Annotated in this window: 19 protein-coding genes; 4 read left to right on the forward strand and 15 right to left on the reverse strand. The window is 48.3% G+C overall.

All coding sequences use genetic code 11. The features are described from left to right. Position 1 precedes the first annotated feature (1 nt). From C9I98_RS16675 to cls, 15 genes are all read right to left on the reverse strand, one after another. Positions 2-625, reverse strand: a complete 624-nt coding sequence (locus tag C9I98_RS16675; protein WP_107272229.1) for an OmpA family protein — start codon at positions 623-625, stop codon at positions 2-4. Positions 626-628: 3 nt separating this feature from the next. Continuing rightward, a complete protein-coding gene (locus C9I98_RS16680; protein ID WP_107272230.1) occupies positions 629-2212 on the reverse strand; it encodes a vWA domain-containing protein in 1584 nt (527 codons plus the stop codon). 10 nt (positions 2213-2222) lie between these two features. Continuing rightward, positions 2223-2828, reverse strand: coding sequence for a tight adherence pilus pseudopilin TadF (gene tadF, locus C9I98_RS16685; RefSeq protein WP_245907172.1), 606 nt, complete (start codon positions 2826-2828; stop codon positions 2223-2225). After that, positions 2767-3345: a TadE family protein gene (locus tag C9I98_RS26875; RefSeq protein WP_081878905.1), complete on the reverse strand. Its 579-nt coding sequence runs from the start codon at positions 3343-3345 to the stop codon at positions 2767-2769. The genes tadF and C9I98_RS26875 overlap by 62 nt, the downstream gene beginning before the upstream one ends. Beyond that, positions 3346-4053 carry a tetratricopeptide repeat protein gene (locus C9I98_RS16695; protein ID WP_051902095.1) on the reverse strand — a complete coding sequence of 236 codons (708 nt, stop codon included), beginning with the start codon at positions 4051-4053 and terminating at the stop codon, positions 3346-3348. Between the two features lie 5 nt (positions 4054-4058). Then, on the reverse strand, positions 4059-4907 hold the full coding sequence (locus C9I98_RS16700; protein WP_036820406.1) for a type II secretion system F family protein: 849 nt from the start codon (positions 4905-4907) through the stop codon (positions 4059-4061). Continuing rightward, positions 4907-5818 (reverse strand): type II secretion system F family protein, encoded by a 912-nt coding sequence (locus tag C9I98_RS16705; protein ID WP_036820403.1) that lies wholly within the window; start codon positions 5816-5818, stop codon positions 4907-4909. Before C9I98_RS16705 ends, C9I98_RS16700 begins: the two co-directional genes overlap by 1 nt. Next, the gene (locus C9I98_RS16710) at positions 5815-7089 is read right to left on the reverse strand and encodes a TadA family conjugal transfer-associated ATPase (RefSeq protein WP_107272232.1); all 1275 of its coding nucleotides are present in this window, start codon (positions 7087-7089) and stop codon (positions 5815-5817) included. Before C9I98_RS16710 ends, C9I98_RS16705 begins: the two co-directional genes overlap by 4 nt. Continuing rightward, entirely contained in the window at positions 7086-8324 is a 1239-nt protein-coding gene (locus tag C9I98_RS16715; RefSeq protein ID WP_107272233.1) for a CpaE/TadZ family protein, read from the reverse strand. The genes C9I98_RS16710 and C9I98_RS16715 overlap by 4 nt, the downstream gene beginning before the upstream one ends. A 15-nt stretch (positions 8325-8339) precedes the next feature. Beyond that, complete coding sequence (locus C9I98_RS16720; protein ID WP_146153884.1) at positions 8340-8825, reverse strand: hypothetical protein; 486 nt, start codon at positions 8823-8825, stop codon at positions 8340-8342. An 8-nt stretch (positions 8826-8833) separates the two neighbouring features. Beyond that, positions 8834-10180, reverse strand: a complete 1347-nt coding sequence (locus C9I98_RS16725; protein ID WP_036826137.1) for a type II and III secretion system protein family protein — start codon at positions 10178-10180, stop codon at positions 8834-8836. Continuing rightward, entirely contained in the window at positions 10180-11007 is an 828-nt protein-coding gene (locus tag C9I98_RS16730) for an RcpC/CpaB family pilus assembly protein (RefSeq protein ID WP_036826139.1), read from the reverse strand. The genes C9I98_RS16725 and C9I98_RS16730 overlap by 1 nt, the downstream gene beginning before the upstream one ends. A gap of 10 nt (positions 11008-11017) precedes the next feature. Further along, on the reverse strand, positions 11018-11461 hold the full coding sequence (locus C9I98_RS16735; RefSeq protein WP_036826141.1) for an A24 family peptidase: 444 nt from the start codon (positions 11459-11461) through the stop codon (positions 11018-11020). 6 nt (positions 11462-11467) lie between these two features. Beyond that, the gene (locus C9I98_RS16740) at positions 11468-11698 is read right to left on the reverse strand and encodes a Flp family type IVb pilin (protein ID WP_107272234.1); all 231 of its coding nucleotides are present in this window, start codon (positions 11696-11698) and stop codon (positions 11468-11470) included. A 449-nt stretch (positions 11699-12147) separates the two neighbouring features. Then, complete coding sequence (gene cls / locus C9I98_RS16745) at positions 12148-13605, reverse strand: cardiolipin synthase (RefSeq protein ID WP_107272235.1); 1458 nt, start codon at positions 13603-13605, stop codon at positions 12148-12150. A 366-nt stretch (positions 13606-13971) separates the two neighbouring features. On the opposite strand from cls, the gene C9I98_RS16750 reads away from it, so the two are divergent. The 4 genes from C9I98_RS16750 to C9I98_RS16765 all read left to right on the forward strand — a co-directional run bounded on the left by C9I98_RS16750 (position 13972) and on the right by C9I98_RS16765 (position 17728). Continuing rightward, a complete protein-coding gene (locus C9I98_RS16750; protein ID WP_107272236.1) occupies positions 13972-15405 on the forward strand; it encodes a sodium-dependent transporter in 1434 nt (477 codons plus the stop codon). 130 nt (positions 15406-15535) lie between these two features. Continuing rightward, positions 15536-16237, forward strand: coding sequence for a TIGR01621 family pseudouridine synthase (locus C9I98_RS16755; protein ID WP_036830756.1), 702 nt, complete (start codon positions 15536-15538; stop codon positions 16235-16237). A gap of 179 nt (positions 16238-16416) precedes the next feature. Then, positions 16417-16623, forward strand: a complete 207-nt coding sequence (locus C9I98_RS16760; RefSeq protein ID WP_036830759.1) for a hypothetical protein — start codon at positions 16417-16419, stop codon at positions 16621-16623. Between the two features lie 166 nt (positions 16624-16789). Beyond that, a complete protein-coding gene (locus C9I98_RS16765) occupies positions 16790-17728 on the forward strand; it encodes a class I SAM-dependent methyltransferase (protein WP_036830760.1) in 939 nt (312 codons plus the stop codon). Positions 17729-17750: the final 22 nt, after the last annotated feature.

Consider the following 17750-nt stretch of genomic DNA (forward strand, 5'->3'; position numbering starts at 1 on the left):
ATTAATAAATATCTACACGGCGATTGTCTTTCCTTCCTTCCGCTGTTTTATTTGAGCTAATTGGCTTGGTTTTTCCTTCACTTGAAATAACAAGTTGAGTGTCCGCAATTCCTTTATCTATTAAGTAGTCAGCAGTGCTGTTAGCGCGTCGTAACCCTAGTTGGTAGTTGTAACCCTTGGTGCCAATGGCATCGGTATGGCCTTCAAGCCTAATCATATAAGGATGGCGGATCATTTTAACTGCAATATTATCAAGTATTTGCTTAGATTCTTGGGTGAGTGATTGGCGATCGAAGTCGAAATAGATACGTGCAAATAACTCACGTTCCTCTTTACTCTTAATCAGTTGGGTTATATCTAAAAACTCCATGCACTCCTTACCAATATTGACTTGTTGTGCAATGGCCATTAAGGCTGTTATTAACTTGTCATTATTGCTGTTTTGGCTCACTTTCATATTGCCATTACGATGAAAACCAATAGCAGTGACTTCACCAACCTGAGTACGATAACTGGTATTCAATGTGGGTGTTGCACAAAACTGCTGTAATTGATAATTGAGATCTGAGCTTGCAAAACTGTAGCTGTTAAACATTAGTATTAAAAGGGTTATTGTTTTTTTCATTCTTTATTTTCCTATTGGGCTGTGGCGGTATTCAAGTCGGCTGATGCTTTCTGCTTGGGTACCATTTTGAATTAAATTTTTAATTTCTTCTAAAATCTCAGCGGTGTTATTGATATCGATGATGTCATCATCGGGATTAATCACACATTGTTTGTAGCCAGATTGGGCATCAGGCTTGAACTGTATGCCCAGTACACCGATATACATCGGCACTTCGCTATCGCTGAATTTATTTCTAATCGCCTCGCACATGCCTATTCCTACCAAGTCGTCGAAGGTATCCTCAAAGGGGTCTTCTTCACCGTCTGTTAGGATAAGCATCATTTTCACCCGTTTACGGTAAGCTTCTTCCTCTTCTTCGCTTGGGCTAATAGGCCTGCCGCTATTGAGAACTTGCGCCCCGCGGATAATACCGTTGTAAACCGCGGTGCCACCTTTCGGCCGCATGGTTTGCACCGGATTCATACCGTTGGCTGAGGAAGTTAGTCCAATGGTATAGAAGTTGCCTTGGCACATCCCATTAGTGAAAGGTGCTCTATTTGAGTAGTTGGCAGTAAACTGCAGGTTAGGCATTGTGCTGATTTTATTGCTGAAGAGATCGTGTACAGTCTCCTCCATATCAATATAGGCATAAGGGTCGGGTAGATCACTGGCTTTGTTGCTCGCTTCCTTTCTTGCTGTGCTAATAGCATCGTAAACCGTTCTGGCTTCTTGGCGATATTTACCATTGCCTTGGGGGCAGGAGTAGTTTTGTCCCCTACTGCATTGTTCGATTGAATCTAAGGACTTGCCAATCCAGCGCGACCAGTTGATAGATTCATATTCAAAGCCATTGAAGTGCCGCCTGTTTTTGTATCGGGTTTGGCTCGTGCACAGTAACTTGTTGTTACTGTACTCTTGTACCCGAATATTAAAGGGTACAAAGCCGATGCGGTTATGCTGCTCGGGCGGGAGGTAGCTGTTGCTCTCCAGCACTTCGTATGACAGGGTCTCAATGGCTTGTTTTAAGTCTCTGATTTTTGATTTTGGATCATTCATGGAGCCTGAGAAATCAGAGACAAATACGAGGTCGATACTTCGATCGCCAAGGTATTCAATATAGCTTTTCGAGCGGGCCCGATTTGCCACAAGTTGGGTTTGATCGAAACTAGGCACGATGTCGCTGTGAAACCACGACAGGTGCTCGGTTTTGGCTTCAACGGCGTATTGATAGTATTCGGTTGGCCTGCCTAGTTCGTGGAGGTCAACCTCGTTAGTGATTTCCTTGCCATCAAAGCGGGTGATGGTTAATTCCGGAATAGCTTGAGTATGGCGAACGTAGTGCTGGATATAGCTTTGGGTTAACTCAACCTCGGTAGCCGTTGGCTGGTAGCCGATACTGTTGTTTTCATCTTGGTAATGGCCTGGTGCATTGGCACTCGACAAAGCCAATACTGCCGCTTCGGTCGCATCAGCGAGGCGGTTTTGTTTTTGGATATAGCGAGTCCCTTCGGTTGCCCAAAAAATAATCCCAAATAGGCCAACCAGCGACATGGCAACGTAGATAGTTGCGATACCTTGTTGTTTGTTGAAACTTTGATTGTTCATACACGTCTCGCTAACGACCGACAATGGCTGAAGTTGAATGCAATGTTTGGGTGCTGCTACTGTTGAAAAAGCGGCTGAACCAAGACTCCCGCTGCATGCAAACCGTGACTTGGTACATAGGTAGCGGCTCGTTGTCGAGGTTATAGGGGATCAACGGCGAGCTGGGTGTAAGTATCGCCACCGGGCAGTTAATGTTGTTAGCCGATTGGTATTGCTGGTGCCGGCCACCGACTAAGGATTCAGTTGTTAGGTGGAAAGCATTTGCATCCGCCCCCAGCATTCGCTGAGCAATTTGGGCCATTTGCTGGTGGTCAGTTTGGGATAGCGAGAGCCGTACAACGCCTTCTTCGTTGGCATAAAAGCGTCTGCGCTCTTTCAGGACATTGACCAAGGTATAAGATGTACGATCGAGGCTGACACGCTGGAGCAGCTGCATGCTGATGTCACTGACAAACAAGAAGATCGCGCACAGAAATACCATGATGAAGGCCATCTCGATGGCAAATACCCCGCGTTGGCGCGCAAGTGTGCGGCATGCTTGGCTTGGTTTTAGGCTATTCACTGCGATACCACCCTTGATGTTCTTGAACAACGACCATGCGCCGCTTGATGTCACGGGAAGCGGCTCCGGCCAGGATAAACATGGGTTGATAGGTATAGCTGAGCTCGAACTCGACCAAAGGGCAGTAGGCTTGTGCTGAACCATTGTCAGGGTTGGCATGTCGGCAGCCTTGCGTAGATAGGTTGTTCGCCAAATCACTGACATTGGCAAAATAACGTGATTGAAACCGAAACTGATTAGGTTCAACCAGGTAGTGCCAAATGGCATTCTCTTGTTCGAAGCGTTGCTCTATCAGGCTGTCGTAGTTGTCGGTCATCACCACTTTACTGTCACGGGCAGACTCCCTCAGGGCAGACTCAACCAAGGTGGTGATATAGATAAACCGGCTGATTTCGAAGATGGCGAAAACCGTCAGGATCAGCACGAGTCCCCCCAAGGCAAATTCAATCGCCACCACTCCCCGTTGCTTGGATGGACGGGATTGTTTAAATGGACGACATTGCTTGAATGGGCGTATTTGTCTATTCGCGAGTGATCCATTGCTCATTGGTGAGCAAGCGCGCCTTTGCATTTAGATTTCCTCTGCGTGAGTCAGAACAGAAAACAGCGCCACCATTTCTTGTTCGGAATGGTGTGGCGAGAGCAGCTGGCGTGCCTGTGTGTAATCGCCAAGCCTGACGAATGCAAGGGCAAGGTTAGTCCTGACTTGGCGGTTTTCAGGGTGGTTTTGATATACCGGTAGCAACATGTCGACCACTTGGCTGTACTGGTGTTGGGCTAAATGGATCACAGCGAGGTTGTTCTTGATGGTGATATCGTTATGCCCAGCCAAGCGGGCTTGATTGAAGGCTGCTTCGGCGTTGCGATAGTCATTCAGGTAGCTATAGCTAACCCCTTGAAGGACATAGAGATCAGGATCTTGGTACCCGGCCAGCTTGGCCTGCTGGTAGAAATCCAGTGATTGCTGGTAGCGTGACTCCCGGCTGGCAATTTTTCCTGCTAGCAGGTAGAGCTTAGGATGTTGCAAACCCGCGTTGAGTTGGTGCTCAACGTAGAAGTTGGCTGATTCGGTATCATTGAGCTGGAGGTAGCTTTCTGCCAATGCCAGCATGATGTCCCCGTCGCCAGGGTTATGTTGTAACTGCTGACGGTAATGGTCAATCAAGCCCTGGTGATTGTTGGCTTTGGTGAGATTCTCAACATGCTGTTGCTCGCTGGGTGCTGTTGCGCAGCCAGTCAAGAACAAAGCGGCAATGATGAATAGGTGAGAGGCTTTCATTGGCTTTACCCCAAATCTCTTAATAGCATGATGGCACCCGGTGCCAAGATTAATATGACAATGGGAAACATGATCAGCAGGATAAGCGGGACACTCATCTTGGCTGACAGTTTGCCAATCTTTTCTTCGACATTGAGTATTTGCATGTTGCGCATGTCTTCAGCTAACGCACTGAGTACGTTGGCAATGGAGGTACCGTATTGGATGTTTTGGATTAGCGTTAGCGTGAAGCTGCGCACCTCTTGGGTGGGAATACGCTCACTCAATTCATGCAATGACTTTTCCAGCCCAAGGATTTTGCTGCTGTCGGCTGTTTTACGGATGTGGAAGCTGAGATCCTTATCAAAAGCCGTTAATTCTTCGCCTAAGTAGGTGAGTGAGGCTTCAATCGTCATCCCGCTTTGGATACAGACCGACATCATGTCGAGCATGTAAGGCAATTGGCGGGAAATTTTTGCCACCAGGACTTTCTTGCGCATGGCTAGCATCATGTCCGGCATGAAGACAATGACGAAAGTCGCTATAACCCCGAGCAGGACTTGGTTGGTGATCGTAAAACTAGACGTCGCCAGAAGTACGATAACGCCTACAAGCAATATCAGCTTGGCCGGCACATAGTATTTGGCGAGTTGCTTGTTGTAGATACCGGCATCAACGAACTTTTGCTCCATCTCCTGCTGCTTTCCCTTGCCGAACTGGCTGACAAACTGGTTAAACTTTTGCAGGTTAGTGGCTCGATTTTCATCGAGGAAAGATTGCACGTTGTTTTTGTGCAGCTTCTGGCTCAGCTTTTGGGTGATTAAAGTTGCTGCAACAAAGCTTAGCAACAGTGCAGAAATGATCAGGTAGATCATTAGCGTACCCCCTTGATCAATAGCCAAATAATCAGCAGGCCAAGGACCTCGCTGCCGACGACATAGTAGAGTACGTAGCGCCCTGTTGGATCATATAGGACAAAGTCGAGGTTGGTCGGGTTGAGGTAGCTCAGCAGTACCATGAAAGCGATGGGTAGGGCGGCAACGATTTTGGCTGACAGCCTGGCTTCGGATGTCATTGCTATTTTCTTTTTTTCCAGGGTACGGGCGTTGACAAGCACCCGGATCAGGCGTGCCATTACCCCCTTCATTTGCCCGCCCCGTGACATATTGGCGCGAATAGTCACGACGAAGAACAGAAAAGCCGGGTAGGGATAGTTGTTACAGGCACGGCGGAACACTAACTCTGGCGGTTCGCCAAGCTTGAGTCGTTCACCCATCACCTTGAATTCTTTGCCGATGTCGTTCTCAAGGGCTTCGCCAACGTAGCTGATTGAACGCATAACGCTTTCACCAGCCGTAATGGCACTCATCATAATGTTGAGCGCGTCGGGAAAGGTTTCCTCAAACTGATCGCGGCGACGTTTCAGTAGCCACCCCCAACCCCATAACAGGCCAATAAGCGGCATAATGATCGGCAGCCAGTAGTTATCGACAAGCAAGATCCCCTTGTTGATATACCCTGACACGGAAGCGAGTGCGGCAACAAACACCAGGATTTTTAGCCATGCGCGATTACCCAGCATATTGACTGCTGGGTGCAGGGTATCGGTGATACGGCGGTAGTAGGGGTTACCCGTGAGTGAACGGATATTGACCACTTGCTTGCTGTCTGGATCGAACTCGACCTTGGCCATTTGCTCATACAGGTAGTGCTGGCGCAGGTCATTGCGGCGCTTACCATAGAGCAAGGCGGCAATACCAAAGAGTATCAAAGAGAGATAGATCATTGTCCGCTCCGGAATGCGGCAAGCAACTCTTCATGCAGGCCATAGAATTGTGCTTTTTGCATCAGCTGCGAGCGTTGCATGATACCCGGTGTTACAAACTCGCCCATGACCCGATCAGGCAATTGGTGTTCGCTGGTTTGGAAGCTAAATAGCTCCTCCAGTACGACGTTATCGCCTTCTAAGCCCACCACCTCGGAGATGCTGGTGATCTTGCGGGTACCGTCCCGCTGTCGGCTTACCTGAACGATTAGGTTAACCGCACTGACAATGGTACGGCGAATGGCTTCGAGTGGTTGGTTCAGGTTCGCCATCATCACCATGGACTCCACACGTGAAATCGCATCGCGGGGGGCATTGGCATGGAGGGTCGACATCGACCCGTCATGGCCGGTGTTCATCGCCTGCAACATTTCAAAGGCTTCGGAGCCTCGACACTCGCCAAGGATTATCCTGTCCGGGCGCATACGCAGCGAGTTGATCACTAGGTCTCGTTGGGAGATCAAGCCGGTATTTTCTGTGCTGGCAGCGCGGGTTTCCAACCGGACCACATGGGGCTGCTGTAATCGGAGTTCGGCGGCATCTTCAATGGTGATGATACGCTCGTCTTCCGCAATGTATTGGGAGAGCGCGTTGAGCAGGGTGGTTTTACCTGAGCCTGTTCCGCCAGAAATTAAGATATTCATCCGGCAGCGAGCGGCAATCATCAACACCCTGGCCATCTCTGGTGACAGGGAGTGATACATGACCAAGTCTTCCAGGCCGATTTTCTTCTCGCGGAATTTGCGGATTGAAATCGAGGTGCCGTCAAGCGCGACTGGGCTGAGTACGATATTGACCCTGCTACCGTCGGGCAAGCGGGCATCCACCATTGGGGAGGATTCATCAACTCGACGACCAACCTGCGCGGCGATGCGCTGGGCGATGTCAACTAGCTGCTGTTCGTTAACAAAAGTAATGTCGGACTTTTGTACCTTGCCGTTACGTTCAAAGAAGATGTTATTGCAGCCATTCACCATGATGTCGCTGATGCTGTCATCATCAATCAGCGACTGGATTGGCCCGAGGCCAATAAGCTCATCAACCATGTTTTTGACAATGGCGTTGCGGATCAGGTTCGGGACCGGGTAGCTAGCGTTGTCAGCCAGTACATTGACGGCATTTTGCAGCTGCTTGACTAATTCGTCACGCTCCATGCTCGATACCAGTTGGGCATCGAGGACTTCGTAGATCTTGTTGCGAAAGTCGAGGTAGATATCTTTGCTGCTGTTCATCGTTTAAACCAGGTTTGGATCTTGGACATAATCGGCGCTTTTCGCTCGACAGCTTGGCCTTTGATCAAGCGGATCAAGGTCGTTAGCGGGCCGTTGCTGTTTTCTAGCTTGTGCAAGCGCTTGCCACTGAGAAGGTGGTGGGCGGTATTTTTATCAAACGGCATTACCACATCGATGGCTCGCCCGAGGTAGGCTTCTATTTCGGCTTGGTTCATCGCAAACGAAGGCTCAGGGCGGTGAGCGTTGAGGATAGTGATGATCCGGCTCTCACGCATGTTGAGGCTTTGGTAGTTTTGTAGCTGCTCGATGATCTTCTTGGTATTGCGTGCCGATGTCACACTTGGTTCAACGATCAAAATACAAATGTCATGATCTTCCGCCAATTGCTTGATGTTCAGCGGGAAGCGTACCGATCCCGAAAAGTCATCAATAATAAAGTTGGTTTGGCGGATCAGCAGATCACTGATGGTGCGGGTGTAGTCAAACAGCGTATGCGGTGGTTCCTCGCCCGTCACGGAGAGTAGGCGGCATTTCTTATTGATTCGAATCAGGTAGTCGGCAGCACTTTGCTCATCCATATCGTGCAGCTGGTGGCTAAAGTGCGAGGTGTCATGGCGGTTAAGGTCTTTTTTACCCAGCATAATGTCCATATTGGTCATATGGTACTGGTGATCAACCAACACGCAATCGGCTCCCGAGCTGGCCAGCGCGGTAGCGATTTCTGCACTGAACAATGAGGTGCCCACACCGCCCTTGCTACCAACCACTGCCACCGTTTTTGCCTTGCGGTTTTGACTCACCCCGGCAAATTTCTTTTGGTTGTTGTGAACGTGGCGGATAAAGTCGGTAAGCTCTTCCTTACCCACAGGCCAGAATAGGTAGTAAAAGCCCATGTCCTTCAAACCACGCAATGTGGTGATCGCATCTTCTTTGCCGATCACGATAACACCGTTATGGTTTGGTAACTGGCTGGCAAAGCTGCGGGCGTCTTCAACCACATTGCTCGATTGGTTCAACTCTAGCAAGACTAACTCTTGCAGTTGGACACTCTGCAAATCGGTGGTGTTGATATTATCACTTCGACACTCGGGGGCCGCCCAGCCTTCGAAGCGGAATACTTCTTCCACCAAAGCTTTGCAGTTTGGTGTTTGGTAGAAAAGGGTACAGCCAGCTGGCCCATGCGCACTTGGCTGAGGTTCTGGTGATTTGGCTATCGCCTTGGCGAGATCAAACATACAATACCTATCGGATTAGTGGCGCAAACGCTTTGGGTCGCTTACCTGGTTAATACGGTTACCCTCGGTATAGCAACCCTCGGGCATATCCCAAATGCCAAAGCCCATTGTCGGGCAATGCTCAATCAGAAGCCGGTAGGCATTCACCGTGATAGTGATATCGCTGAGTGTGGCGCTATTACCTTGGCTGGCGGCTATGGCTGTGACATTTTGCGGAGCTACGCCTTGTGAAATCAGTTTTGATTTCAAATAGCCAGCCAGCGCTTTGCCTTGGCGCGAGTAATAGACTGTTTGCCATTCAAGGGTTTGTTGCTCTTGATATAGCTGGTTGATGAGGTCGTCTATTTGTTGCTTTGCCGCTTTGGTAGAGCGCTGTTTTATTTGTAAGTCCAGGGTATGAACCTGTTGGTAAATAAGCGCTTCGCTGCCTTTGGTATTGACGGCCTTATCGGCACACCCTGCAAGCGCCACGAGCATCAAGGCGATCGGGAGATTTTTCATATAGCCCATCATTGGATAAACCCTCCTTGGCTGAGGATATCTAGGGTCATGGCTTCAGCATCAGGATCAGATTGTTGATGGCTTGATGGCGTCAGGTTCAATAACCGCTCAAGGGTGCTGGTTTTATTAATGTGCGGCAGTCGGATCGTCTCGCTTGCTACTGGTTGCACTAGGTTTACCGTGGCGATGATCACCAATTCGGACTTGGTGCGTTGGGTGCTGGCTTTTGAGAAGGCCGCGCCAAGAATGGGTAAATCACCCAACAGCGGGATCCGACTCGCTTTTTCAAGATCATCACTGCTCATCAAGCCGCCAAGCATAAAGCTCTCGCCGTCGGCCAGCTCCAGTGTTGTCATGGCTTTTCGCGTTGTCAGTAGGGGGACTTGAATACCGGCAGACTCTGCCGTTCCCGTAACCGAGCTGACCTCTGGTGATAACTGCAGGCGGATCTTGTCGTTGTGCAGCACCCGAGCGGCAACACCGAGTTTGATACCGAATTCTTTATAGGTAATGTTGGTGGCGCTACTGCTGGTCACGATGACGGGCACCTCGCCACCCACCAAGAAGTTGGCAGACTCGCTAGACATCACGGTGAGGTTGGGCTCGGCCAACACTTCGGCAATGCTATCTTGGCCTATGGCCGTGACCAAGGTGCTTAGGTCACTGGCATCGAATTGCTGAAATGAAAACATGCCGCTGGCATTGCCAATGGATGACCAGTCAGTGCCGATGGTTTGGTTAAACTCTTGCGAGACTTGGGCAATTGAAACCTTGACGTTGACTTGCTGGGTTGTGGCCAGCTCTAGCCCTTCGATAATGCCTATATATGTGGTGTCTTGCTCGACATCGACCCAAGGGGGAGTGTCGGTGATGTCTTCTTTGTTGTTAGCTTCGTTGTCGTAGCGTTCCTCACGTTCACGATTGAGCAAGCGGGCAACTAGGCGATAGACATTTTCACGCTGCTCGGAGCTGTATACGGTGCCGCGTACAGCCACTTGCTCGCCGACGGATTCAATCTTGATATCCAACTCAGGGAAAGACAGCTTAAGTTGGCGGCGAACTTGGCTAAGATCGATATCTACAAAAATAGCTTGGGACAGGAGTACTTGCCCCTCGCGCCCGTAGACAATGACCCTGGCGTTACCGACTTCATTGGCAAACAAAACCAGGTTGTTATTGTTGACCACCTTATAGTCGGCAATGGTTGGGGCACTGATAAACACAGTCCCGATGTCTTGCTCCAAGGTGATATTTACCGCGTCGTTGACGGTGATATAGCGAGTTTGTGCATTGGCAAGGCTGGCAAACAGCGTACTGGTTACTGCCAATAACACCAGAAGGCGAAGTAGTGCCATTAGAATAACGCCTCCAATTGTTGTTGGTTCTCGTTACCGCGTAGCTCTTTGACGCCAATGTAATTGTCGATAATATCTTGCACCATGGCCTCCGGCGGTTGTGGGTAGTCGTGGCTTGGGTATGCCTCGATATACAAGGTGCGCTGGGCGAGTGATAACGTGGCGATATGCTCTGGCTCGATTTCTATCACAATGGTCGATTGGTTTTCGTTATCGTAGTTAACCTTGGCCTGTACACTCGATTGCTTGGCGTCGCTAAGTGCAATGACCTTGACTTGTCGAAGTAGCAAGTGCGCTTTGATGCCAGTGAAGTCATCGAGCTCGACGTCCTTGTTGGTGAGGTTCACTTCCGATGAGCTAATCGCCAGCAGGTCAATAAAATCACCAGGCTGAATGTAGTGCTTGATAAGGTTGCGGTTGGCGACAGTCAGCGGGTAAAGCATCATGCCTTCGGTGGTAATTAAATCGAAATAGCCAGTTTCGCCCGCAGAAGTTTGGTCATGGGGGAATACCCACTCGCCGGCTGCAATATCACGATTGAGCAAGGTGGTTGTATCGAACTTGAGTTCAACCTCTGAGGTAACCCCCAAGCTGTTCGCTTCTTGTTGGCTGAGTTGGACACGGGAAACGGTGGTTTTATCTAGTTGGGCGCCACGTTTAAGCGCCGTATTGGCACGCCACGCCGTTATGGTGTTTTCAGTTACGGACGCAACCGGTTCTAGCGTTGGCGGTGTTGGCTCATTAGCGAGAATAAAGGTATCAACCAAGCCATAAATGCCGGTTAATATGGCAAAAAATGCCACAAAGAAAATGAGTCTGGAATTCATTGTCGACCTGTTAGTAGTAAGCGACGAGAATTTGCAGGTAGAAACCTATTGCAATGGCCACCCCATAAGGCAGCCCTTTCTCTTTTTCACGGCTTTGCTTTAAAAGGTACTGGCATATGAGTCGGTCTTTAACGAGGTAAAACAGCGCTAAGACCCCGCCAATGACCAGCGTATATATAACGGCTGGCAATAGCTGGGATGGTAATAGTGCGGCAGCAAACGCGGCGGCTAATTTCCCGTCGCCGGCGGCAAAAAGGTTGAGCTTAAAAAGGAGCATGCCGACAACAAGGACAATCAATGTACTAAACAACCCATATACCAAAGAGCCAGCACCCAATGAAAGGAGTGCAGAGACGATAAAAATGGCTAGGCACAATTCATTGGGTATCTGGCGCTTAAATATATCAATACTGGCTGTGAACAAAATCAGTAAAGCCAGTGTTAATACTAGCAATGGTTCTTATGACTCAGTAGCAGGGCTAACCACAGCAATGGCATCACGAATTGAGTTGTAAGCATGCTCTAAAGTTTCTAATAGGCTGTTACCCTCAAAAGATTCAACAGAAAAAACAACTGCTAATAAAGTTGCCATTGCTACACCGATTAGACCGTACTCAATCGCTGTTACACCACGCTCGTCTTTTTTAAATGAAGTGAAAAATGCTGCAGTATTAGTAATTAGCTTATTCATTACCTTATTCCTATATTAGCTGATGCTTCGTTATGTAATTTGGAATGAAATGGTATGGATATACACCAAATTGAAAAAGATAGATGTAATAATGAAATCTTATAGATGGTTGTATGGTGTATAAAATGGTGGGTTAAAGGGCGGTTTTGGGTAAAACTTAAAAATAATCGAAAAATAAGAATTGGATAATAAATAACCAAGCTAAATATTAGCCTTGCTAGTTATTAATTGTACCGTGCAATATAAACTCGAAAAGTAATACCTTATCCATAATTTAAACAACTTGTTAAAATGCTGATCTAAATATTCACCTAGGTTATTGGTTTTGGATGTAGCATGTGATAGGTGTGCTTTAAATATTTTTTTCAAAAAAATATTTAGTGACAGAAGTCACAATAAAAAAGCTAACCCTTAAGAGTTAGCTTTTAATATCGAGCAATAAATATTGCTTATAGTAACGGGCTAAACATATAAAAGAATTGCTCGATGAGTTTGTTGGTAATATGCCGTTTTTCCCATTCAGATCGGTTTACCAGCGTAGAGTCTTTAATATATTCCTGTTGCAACCAGTTAAGCTGCTGGGTGAATTCAGGGTCATCGACGGCTAATGTCACTTCAAAATTCAGCCACAAGCTACGCATATCTAGATTAACGGTACCGATTAGGCAGTGGTTGCGATCGATAACGACAGATTTGGTATGGAGCAGGCCACCATGGAAGCGGTGAATGTTTACCCCTGCATTGAGTAGTTCTGTGAAGAAGGAGCGGCTTGCCCACTCCACCATGATGGAATCATTCTTGTCGGGAATAACAATATCAACCGAGACTCCACGCTCGGCTGCATCTTTCATTGCCTGCAACAGGTTTTCACTAGGCACAAAGTAGGGAGTGGTGATGACCACGCTTTCTTTAGCTTGGTAAATACTCAGTAACAGCACTTGATGAATAATGGCTTCCGGCATACCAGGGCCTGATGGGATCACTTGGATCATATCCATAGTGTCGGCCAGGCTCGGTAGGGCACACTCTGGCAAGTTTGGTAGGTAACGATCGCCGGTTTCAACCTCCCAGTCCCAAGCTTGAATTGAGTTCATGACGGCGACGGTCGGGCCTGTCACCCTTACCATCACATCTACCCATTGGCCAACACCGGCCTCGGTCTTGAAAAAGGCAGGATCAACCAAGTTCATCGAGCCGGTATAGCCAATTTCGCTGTCGATCACAACGAGCTTGCGGTGCTGGCGTAGATCAAGGCGGCGAAGGAACATCCTGAATGGGGTAACAGCCAAGGCTTCGGTGATCTTGATGCCCGAATGACGCATCAATTTCGGCCAGTGGGAGCGGAAAAAGCGCGCACTGCCGGCGGAGTCCAAGAGCACTTTCACTTCTACGCCGCGTTTGGCAGCTAAAATCAGCGCCGTCGCCACTTCATCCGCCAAGCCTCCTGGGTGCCAAATGTAAAATTCCATATCAATGGTGAGGTTGGCTTGATGAATATCTTCTATTAATGAGCGCAGGATTTTTTGTGGTGAGTCTTGCAGCGATAAAGTGTTGCCGCTGAGAGCAGGGATCCCAAGCCGGTTTTCGCATAAATCGCTAATCGGCCTTGCGTGCTCGCTCATTAACTGCGGCTGGTGGCCGGGGCAGTCATTCAAACTTTGGAACCAGTCGGCATAGGGTTGGAACATCTCCTTGGCGCGTTCAGCTCGTTTCTTGCCAAGGTTAAGTTCACCAAATAGTAAGTAAGCTACCACCCCGCCAACGGGGATGATGTAGATAATCATAAGCCAGGCAAGCGATACCCCTACAACACGGCGCTTGAACACCACGCGCATGGTAACGGCTGCAATCATCAGCCAGTAAAAGAATACCCCGACCCAGGCTAGTATTTGGTAAAACTGTTCCATTTAGATTAATTGGTGGTGGACGTTATTCTCTATTCTGCATTGAAACGATAGGAATACCAGAAAAATCCATCTCAAGAGGGTGAGAAGACTGCAAAAAATGGAAAGAAATTTATGCTGATTTGTTTGACAAATGTAACAGGTAACAGGGCGAAGGTGTGCAATATATAAGCTAAATGCACAGAAAAGTAGAAAAAAGGCAGTTAATGATCAAAAAGTAGAGTCGCGGGCTTCACATTCTAATCGCAACCTGTTTTACTTGGCAATGTTAAGGCGTCAGAAACACTTTTTAAGGTGTACACTAAAGTTTACAGCTATATTTACAGACGCCAATTTCTATCAAACACAACAGAAAATTTTGGAGCGATTGTGGCTACGAGTAATACAACCACACAACCCCGCGATAACTGGGGGTCAAAATTAGGCTTCGTAATGGCCGCGGCAGGATCCGCAGTAGGTCTAGGTAACATCTGGAAGTTCCCATACACAGCTGGCGAGAGTGGTGGTGGTGCTTTTGTTGCGATCTATCTATTGTTCGTTATCGTTATCGGTTTCAGCGTGATGCTGACCGAGTTTGCCGTGGGTCGTAAAACCGGCCTTTCCGCTGTAGGTGCGTTTAAATCAACAGATCGCCGCTGGACATTTGTCGGCGTCATCGGTGTTGTCAGTGGCCTACTTATCATGGGCTTCTACCCAGTTGTTGGTGGCTGGGCGATTGCCTACATCTACAAAATTGCGACTGGCCTGCTAAGTACGCCAGAAGCCATTGGTGATAGCTTCGGCAGCTTTATCTCTAACCCAGTTCAGCCACTTCTGTGGATGGGCCTATACCTAATGTTCAACATTCTTGTTGTTATCAAGGGTATTTCTGGCGGTATCGAGAAAGCCGGTAAGGTGCTAATGCCTCTACTATTTATCATTTTGATTCTAGTAGCGGTTAAAGGCCTGACGCTGCCTGGCGCGATGGCGGGTCTTGAGTTCTTGTTCAAGCCAGACTTTTCTAAAGTCGACAGCAACGTTGTTCTAGCCGCACTGGGTCAGGCATTCTTCTCACTAAGCTTGGGTATGGGCTGTATGATCACATACGGTAGTTACCTGAAGAAGAAAGAGAACCTAGTTCAGACTACAGCCATGGTTACTGCGATGGATACGGGTGTTGCACTACTTGCTGGTATCGCAATGTTCCCTGCAATGTTCGCATTCAGCATGGAGCCTGCGGCAGGTCCTGGTTTGATCTTCGTCGTTGTTCCTCAGCTATTTGCTGAAATGGGCGGCGTGATTGGTCTTCTACTGGCTATCTTGTTCTTCGTGGCATTGAGTGTTGCGGCACTGACGTCTTCTGTTTCGCTAATGGAAGTGGTTGTTTCGTACCTAATCGATGAAAAAGGCATGAAGCGCTCGACAGCAGTATTCTCTGCAAGTGCTGTGATGGCTGTACTGTGTGTATTCGCTTCACTATCACTAGGCGGTACTGGTCCTCAGCTATTCGGTACGGGTGCATTCGACGTATTTGACCTACTGACTGACAAGATCTTCCTAGCTGTGGGCGGTATGCTTGTGTGTATCTTCGCTGGCTGGCGCCTAAGCCGCAGTGAGCTTGAAAAAGAAATCACTAATGACGGTGAAATCAAGTTCCCACTATTTGGCCTATGGTACAACCTAGTTAAGTACATTATCCCATTCGCTATCGCAATCGTTGCAATTGCTGGTGTTAAAGCAGGCTTCGACAGCGGCAAAGGTGAGATTATGGTACTGGGTCTGGTGATCATCGCCCTTGGCGGTCTGGCTTCTAAGAAGCTGTAATCAGACTAACAAAACCTTTTGTGACAAAGCGGGAGCCTTGATGGCTCCCGTTTTTTATTTGTCATAGCCTGACTGGCTTTAGCCCTAATTATCGGTATACTTCACGCGTTACTTCCAGAGCCTGACTGTTATGTTCGATATCCTTCACTCCCATCCTGATTTTCTCGTTATTAATAAATACCCTAATGTTTCCGTGCATAAGGATGACGGCGATACTATGCTGTTGCAGGAAGTCGCCAAACAGAGTGGGGATGAGCAGCTGTATTTGATCCATCGGTTGGATAAGATGACATCGGGGTTGCTGCTATTAGGCCGAAATCGGCAGGCTGCCGCTGAGCTGTCGGCAAACTTTGCTCAGCGGGAGGTGGAAAAATACTACTTGGCAATTGGCACCAAGAAGCCAAAGAAAAAACAGGGCATTGTGGTCGGCGATATGACCCGCTCTCGCCGTAGTAGCTGGAAACTCGAGTCCAGTTGCGATAATCCATCGGTGACTCAGTTTTTCTCGACTGCAGCCGGCAATGGCCGTCGGTTGTTTCTATGCAAGCCGTATACGGGGAAAACCCATCAGATCCGCGTGGCATTGAGAAGTGTCGGTTCGGGGATCGCGGGGGATCCTATCTATGGCACGGAAGATCTGGATCGTGGCTATCTTCATGCCTATGCCATTCGCTTTCCCTATCAAGGGGAGCAGCAGCAGTTCACCTGCCAGCCAAGCAACGGTGAGCTATGGCTGGTTGAAGAAACGAAAGCAGCGCTAGCACAATGGTCTGCGCCATGGTTGTTAGACTGGCCTGTAATACCGAATAAAATCAAACTGGCGGCGGAATAACCGCATTTGTGGAAATTTAACTATAAAAATAGCGATTATCATTGGGTTTTTGAATGAAACGCGTATTTAGTTAAATTAAATCTGTGCTGGTTGCGCTAATTTTGACCGTTCGCAATTACAATGTTGATAAAGATCACATATAATATCGGTCTAGGAACTACCTAGACCGAGAGTAAAAAATGCGCCTGACCCGCTCTGTTTCGCTTCGTATGCGATTGAAGAAAAAGAAGAATAAATCACGTTTTTGGGGGCTGGCGTCATTTCGTCGTAATCGTCTAATCAACAAGAAGCGCATAGCCCGCCAGCGTCAGGTACGCATGAACGCGGAATATGTCGTTCTGGCAACGCATCGCCAACAGGAAGATGCAATAAAGCTTGTGGCTTAATTTGCCGAGTTTATCGAATTTTTAAAAAGCACCTTTTGGGTGCTTTTTTGCTATCTGTTGCTTGGTATTGGGTTAACAGCTATGTCTGGCACGACCAGGAAGGCTGCACCTTGGCGTGACTTGGGGGTATAATGGCGCCCTTAATTTTTCTTGACGTTGTAGAATGATGGAAACCAGTGCGCTAAATACCCTTGAGCAACATTTGCTTGAACAATTAACTACGCCACCGACAGAGGTACGCCGACTATTTCATGGCCGAGGCCGATGCTGGCCCGGGCTTGAGCAGCTAACGGTGGACTGGCTTGCAGGGCAAGTACTGGTTTCCTTGTTTAAAGAGCCGTCTGAGGAATTCCTCGTCGAGTTGAACCAGCTGCTTGAGACGCTCACCGCTTCTGTCGTGTGGAAAAACAGCGGCGCAACATCTTTGTTGCTCCAGCACCGTGATCGCCAAGGCTCCCCGATGGAATTGCTCTGGGGGGAAAGCTCTGAGTATCAGGACGTGGTGGAGAATGGCCTGACGTTTAAGCTGGATCTTGGCCGTAAGCAAAATAACGGCCTGTTCCTTGATATGCGATACGGGCGTGACTGGGTCATGAAACATGCCGAGGGTAAGCGCGTACTAAACCTGTTTGCTTACACTTGCGGTTTTTCTATTGCGGCGATTGAAGGCGGGGCAGAGCATGTGGTGAATTTGGATATGGCGAAAGCGGCCCTGAGCCGTGGCCGAGATAACCACCACCTTAATAAGCATGATCTTAAAAAAGTCAGCTTTCTTGGCCATGAACTATTCAAATCATGGGGTAAGGTACGCAAATTAGGGCCTTACGATATGATTATCATTGATCCGCCTTCTTTTCAAAAAGGCAGCTTTGCCCTGACCAAAGATTACCAGAAGATCCTTCGTCGCTTGCCGGAGCTGTTGACGGAAAAAGGTCAAGTGGTCGCTTGTGTGAATGACCCGGCTGTTTCATCGAGTTTCTTGATTGAAGGGATGGAAACGGAAGCGCCTGAATTAGTTTTCGAGCAGCGTTTGGAAAACCCACCGGAGTTTAAAGACATCGAGCCCGAAGGGGGCTTGAAGGTGCTTATCTTTAACCGCCAGTAGTAACTAGCACTGTAGTGGTTAG

It is taken from the genome of Photobacterium sanctipauli (genome assembly GCF_003026495.1).
GTDB classification, from domain to species: Bacteria; Pseudomonadota; Gammaproteobacteria; order Enterobacterales; family Vibrionaceae; genus Photobacterium; species Photobacterium sanctipauli.

Bases quoted from the DNA above. Each gene is read 5' to 3' on its own strand.
- C9I98_RS16675 (WP_107272229.1), bottom strand. From the start codon at position 625: ATGAAAAAAACAATAACCCTTTTAATACTAATGTTTAACAGCTACAGT.
- C9I98_RS16680 (WP_107272230.1), bottom strand. From the start codon at position 2,212: ATGAACAATCAAAGTTTCAACAAACAACAAGGTATCGCAACTATCTAC.
- C9I98_RS26875 (WP_081878905.1), bottom strand. From the start codon at position 3,345: ATGCAAAGGCGCGCTTGCTCACCAATGAGCAATGGATCACTCGCGAAT.
- C9I98_RS16695 (WP_051902095.1), bottom strand. From the start codon at position 4,053: ATGAAAGCCTCTCACCTATTCATCATTGCCGCTTTGTTCTTGACTGGC.
- C9I98_RS16700 (WP_036820406.1), bottom strand. From the start codon at position 4,907: ATGATCTACCTGATCATTTCTGCACTGTTGCTAAGCTTTGTTGCAGCA.
- C9I98_RS16705 (WP_036820403.1), bottom strand. From the start codon at position 5,818: ATGATCTATCTCTCTTTGATACTCTTTGGTATTGCCGCCTTGCTCTAT.
- C9I98_RS16710 (WP_107272232.1), bottom strand. From the start codon at position 7,089: ATGAACAGCAGCAAAGATATCTACCTCGACTTTCGCAACAAGATCTAC.
- C9I98_RS16715 (WP_107272233.1), bottom strand. From the start codon at position 8,324: ATGTTTGATCTCGCCAAGGCGATAGCCAAATCACCAGAACCTCAGCCA.
- C9I98_RS16720 (WP_146153884.1), bottom strand. From the start codon at position 8,825: ATGAAAAATCTCCCGATCGCCTTGATGCTCGTGGCGCTTGCAGGGTGT.
- C9I98_RS16725 (WP_036826137.1), bottom strand. From the start codon at position 10,180: ATGGCACTACTTCGCCTTCTGGTGTTATTGGCAGTAACCAGTACGCTG.
- C9I98_RS16730 (WP_036826139.1), bottom strand. From the start codon at position 11,007: ATGAATTCCAGACTCATTTTCTTTGTGGCATTTTTTGCCATATTAACC.
- C9I98_RS16740 (WP_107272234.1), bottom strand. From the start codon at position 11,698: ATGAATAAGCTAATTACTAATACTGCAGCATTTTTCACTTCATTTAAA.
- cls (WP_107272235.1), bottom strand. From the start codon at position 13,605: ATGGAACAGTTTTACCAAATACTAGCCTGGGTCGGGGTATTCTTTTAC.
- C9I98_RS16755 (WP_036830756.1), top strand. From the start codon at position 15,536: ATGTTCGATATCCTTCACTCCCATCCTGATTTTCTCGTTATTAATAAA.
- C9I98_RS16760 (WP_036830759.1), top strand. From the start codon at position 16,417: ATGCGCCTGACCCGCTCTGTTTCGCTTCGTATGCGATTGAAGAAAAAG.
- C9I98_RS16765 (WP_036830760.1), top strand. From the start codon at position 16,790: ATGGAAACCAGTGCGCTAAATACCCTTGAGCAACATTTGCTTGAACAA.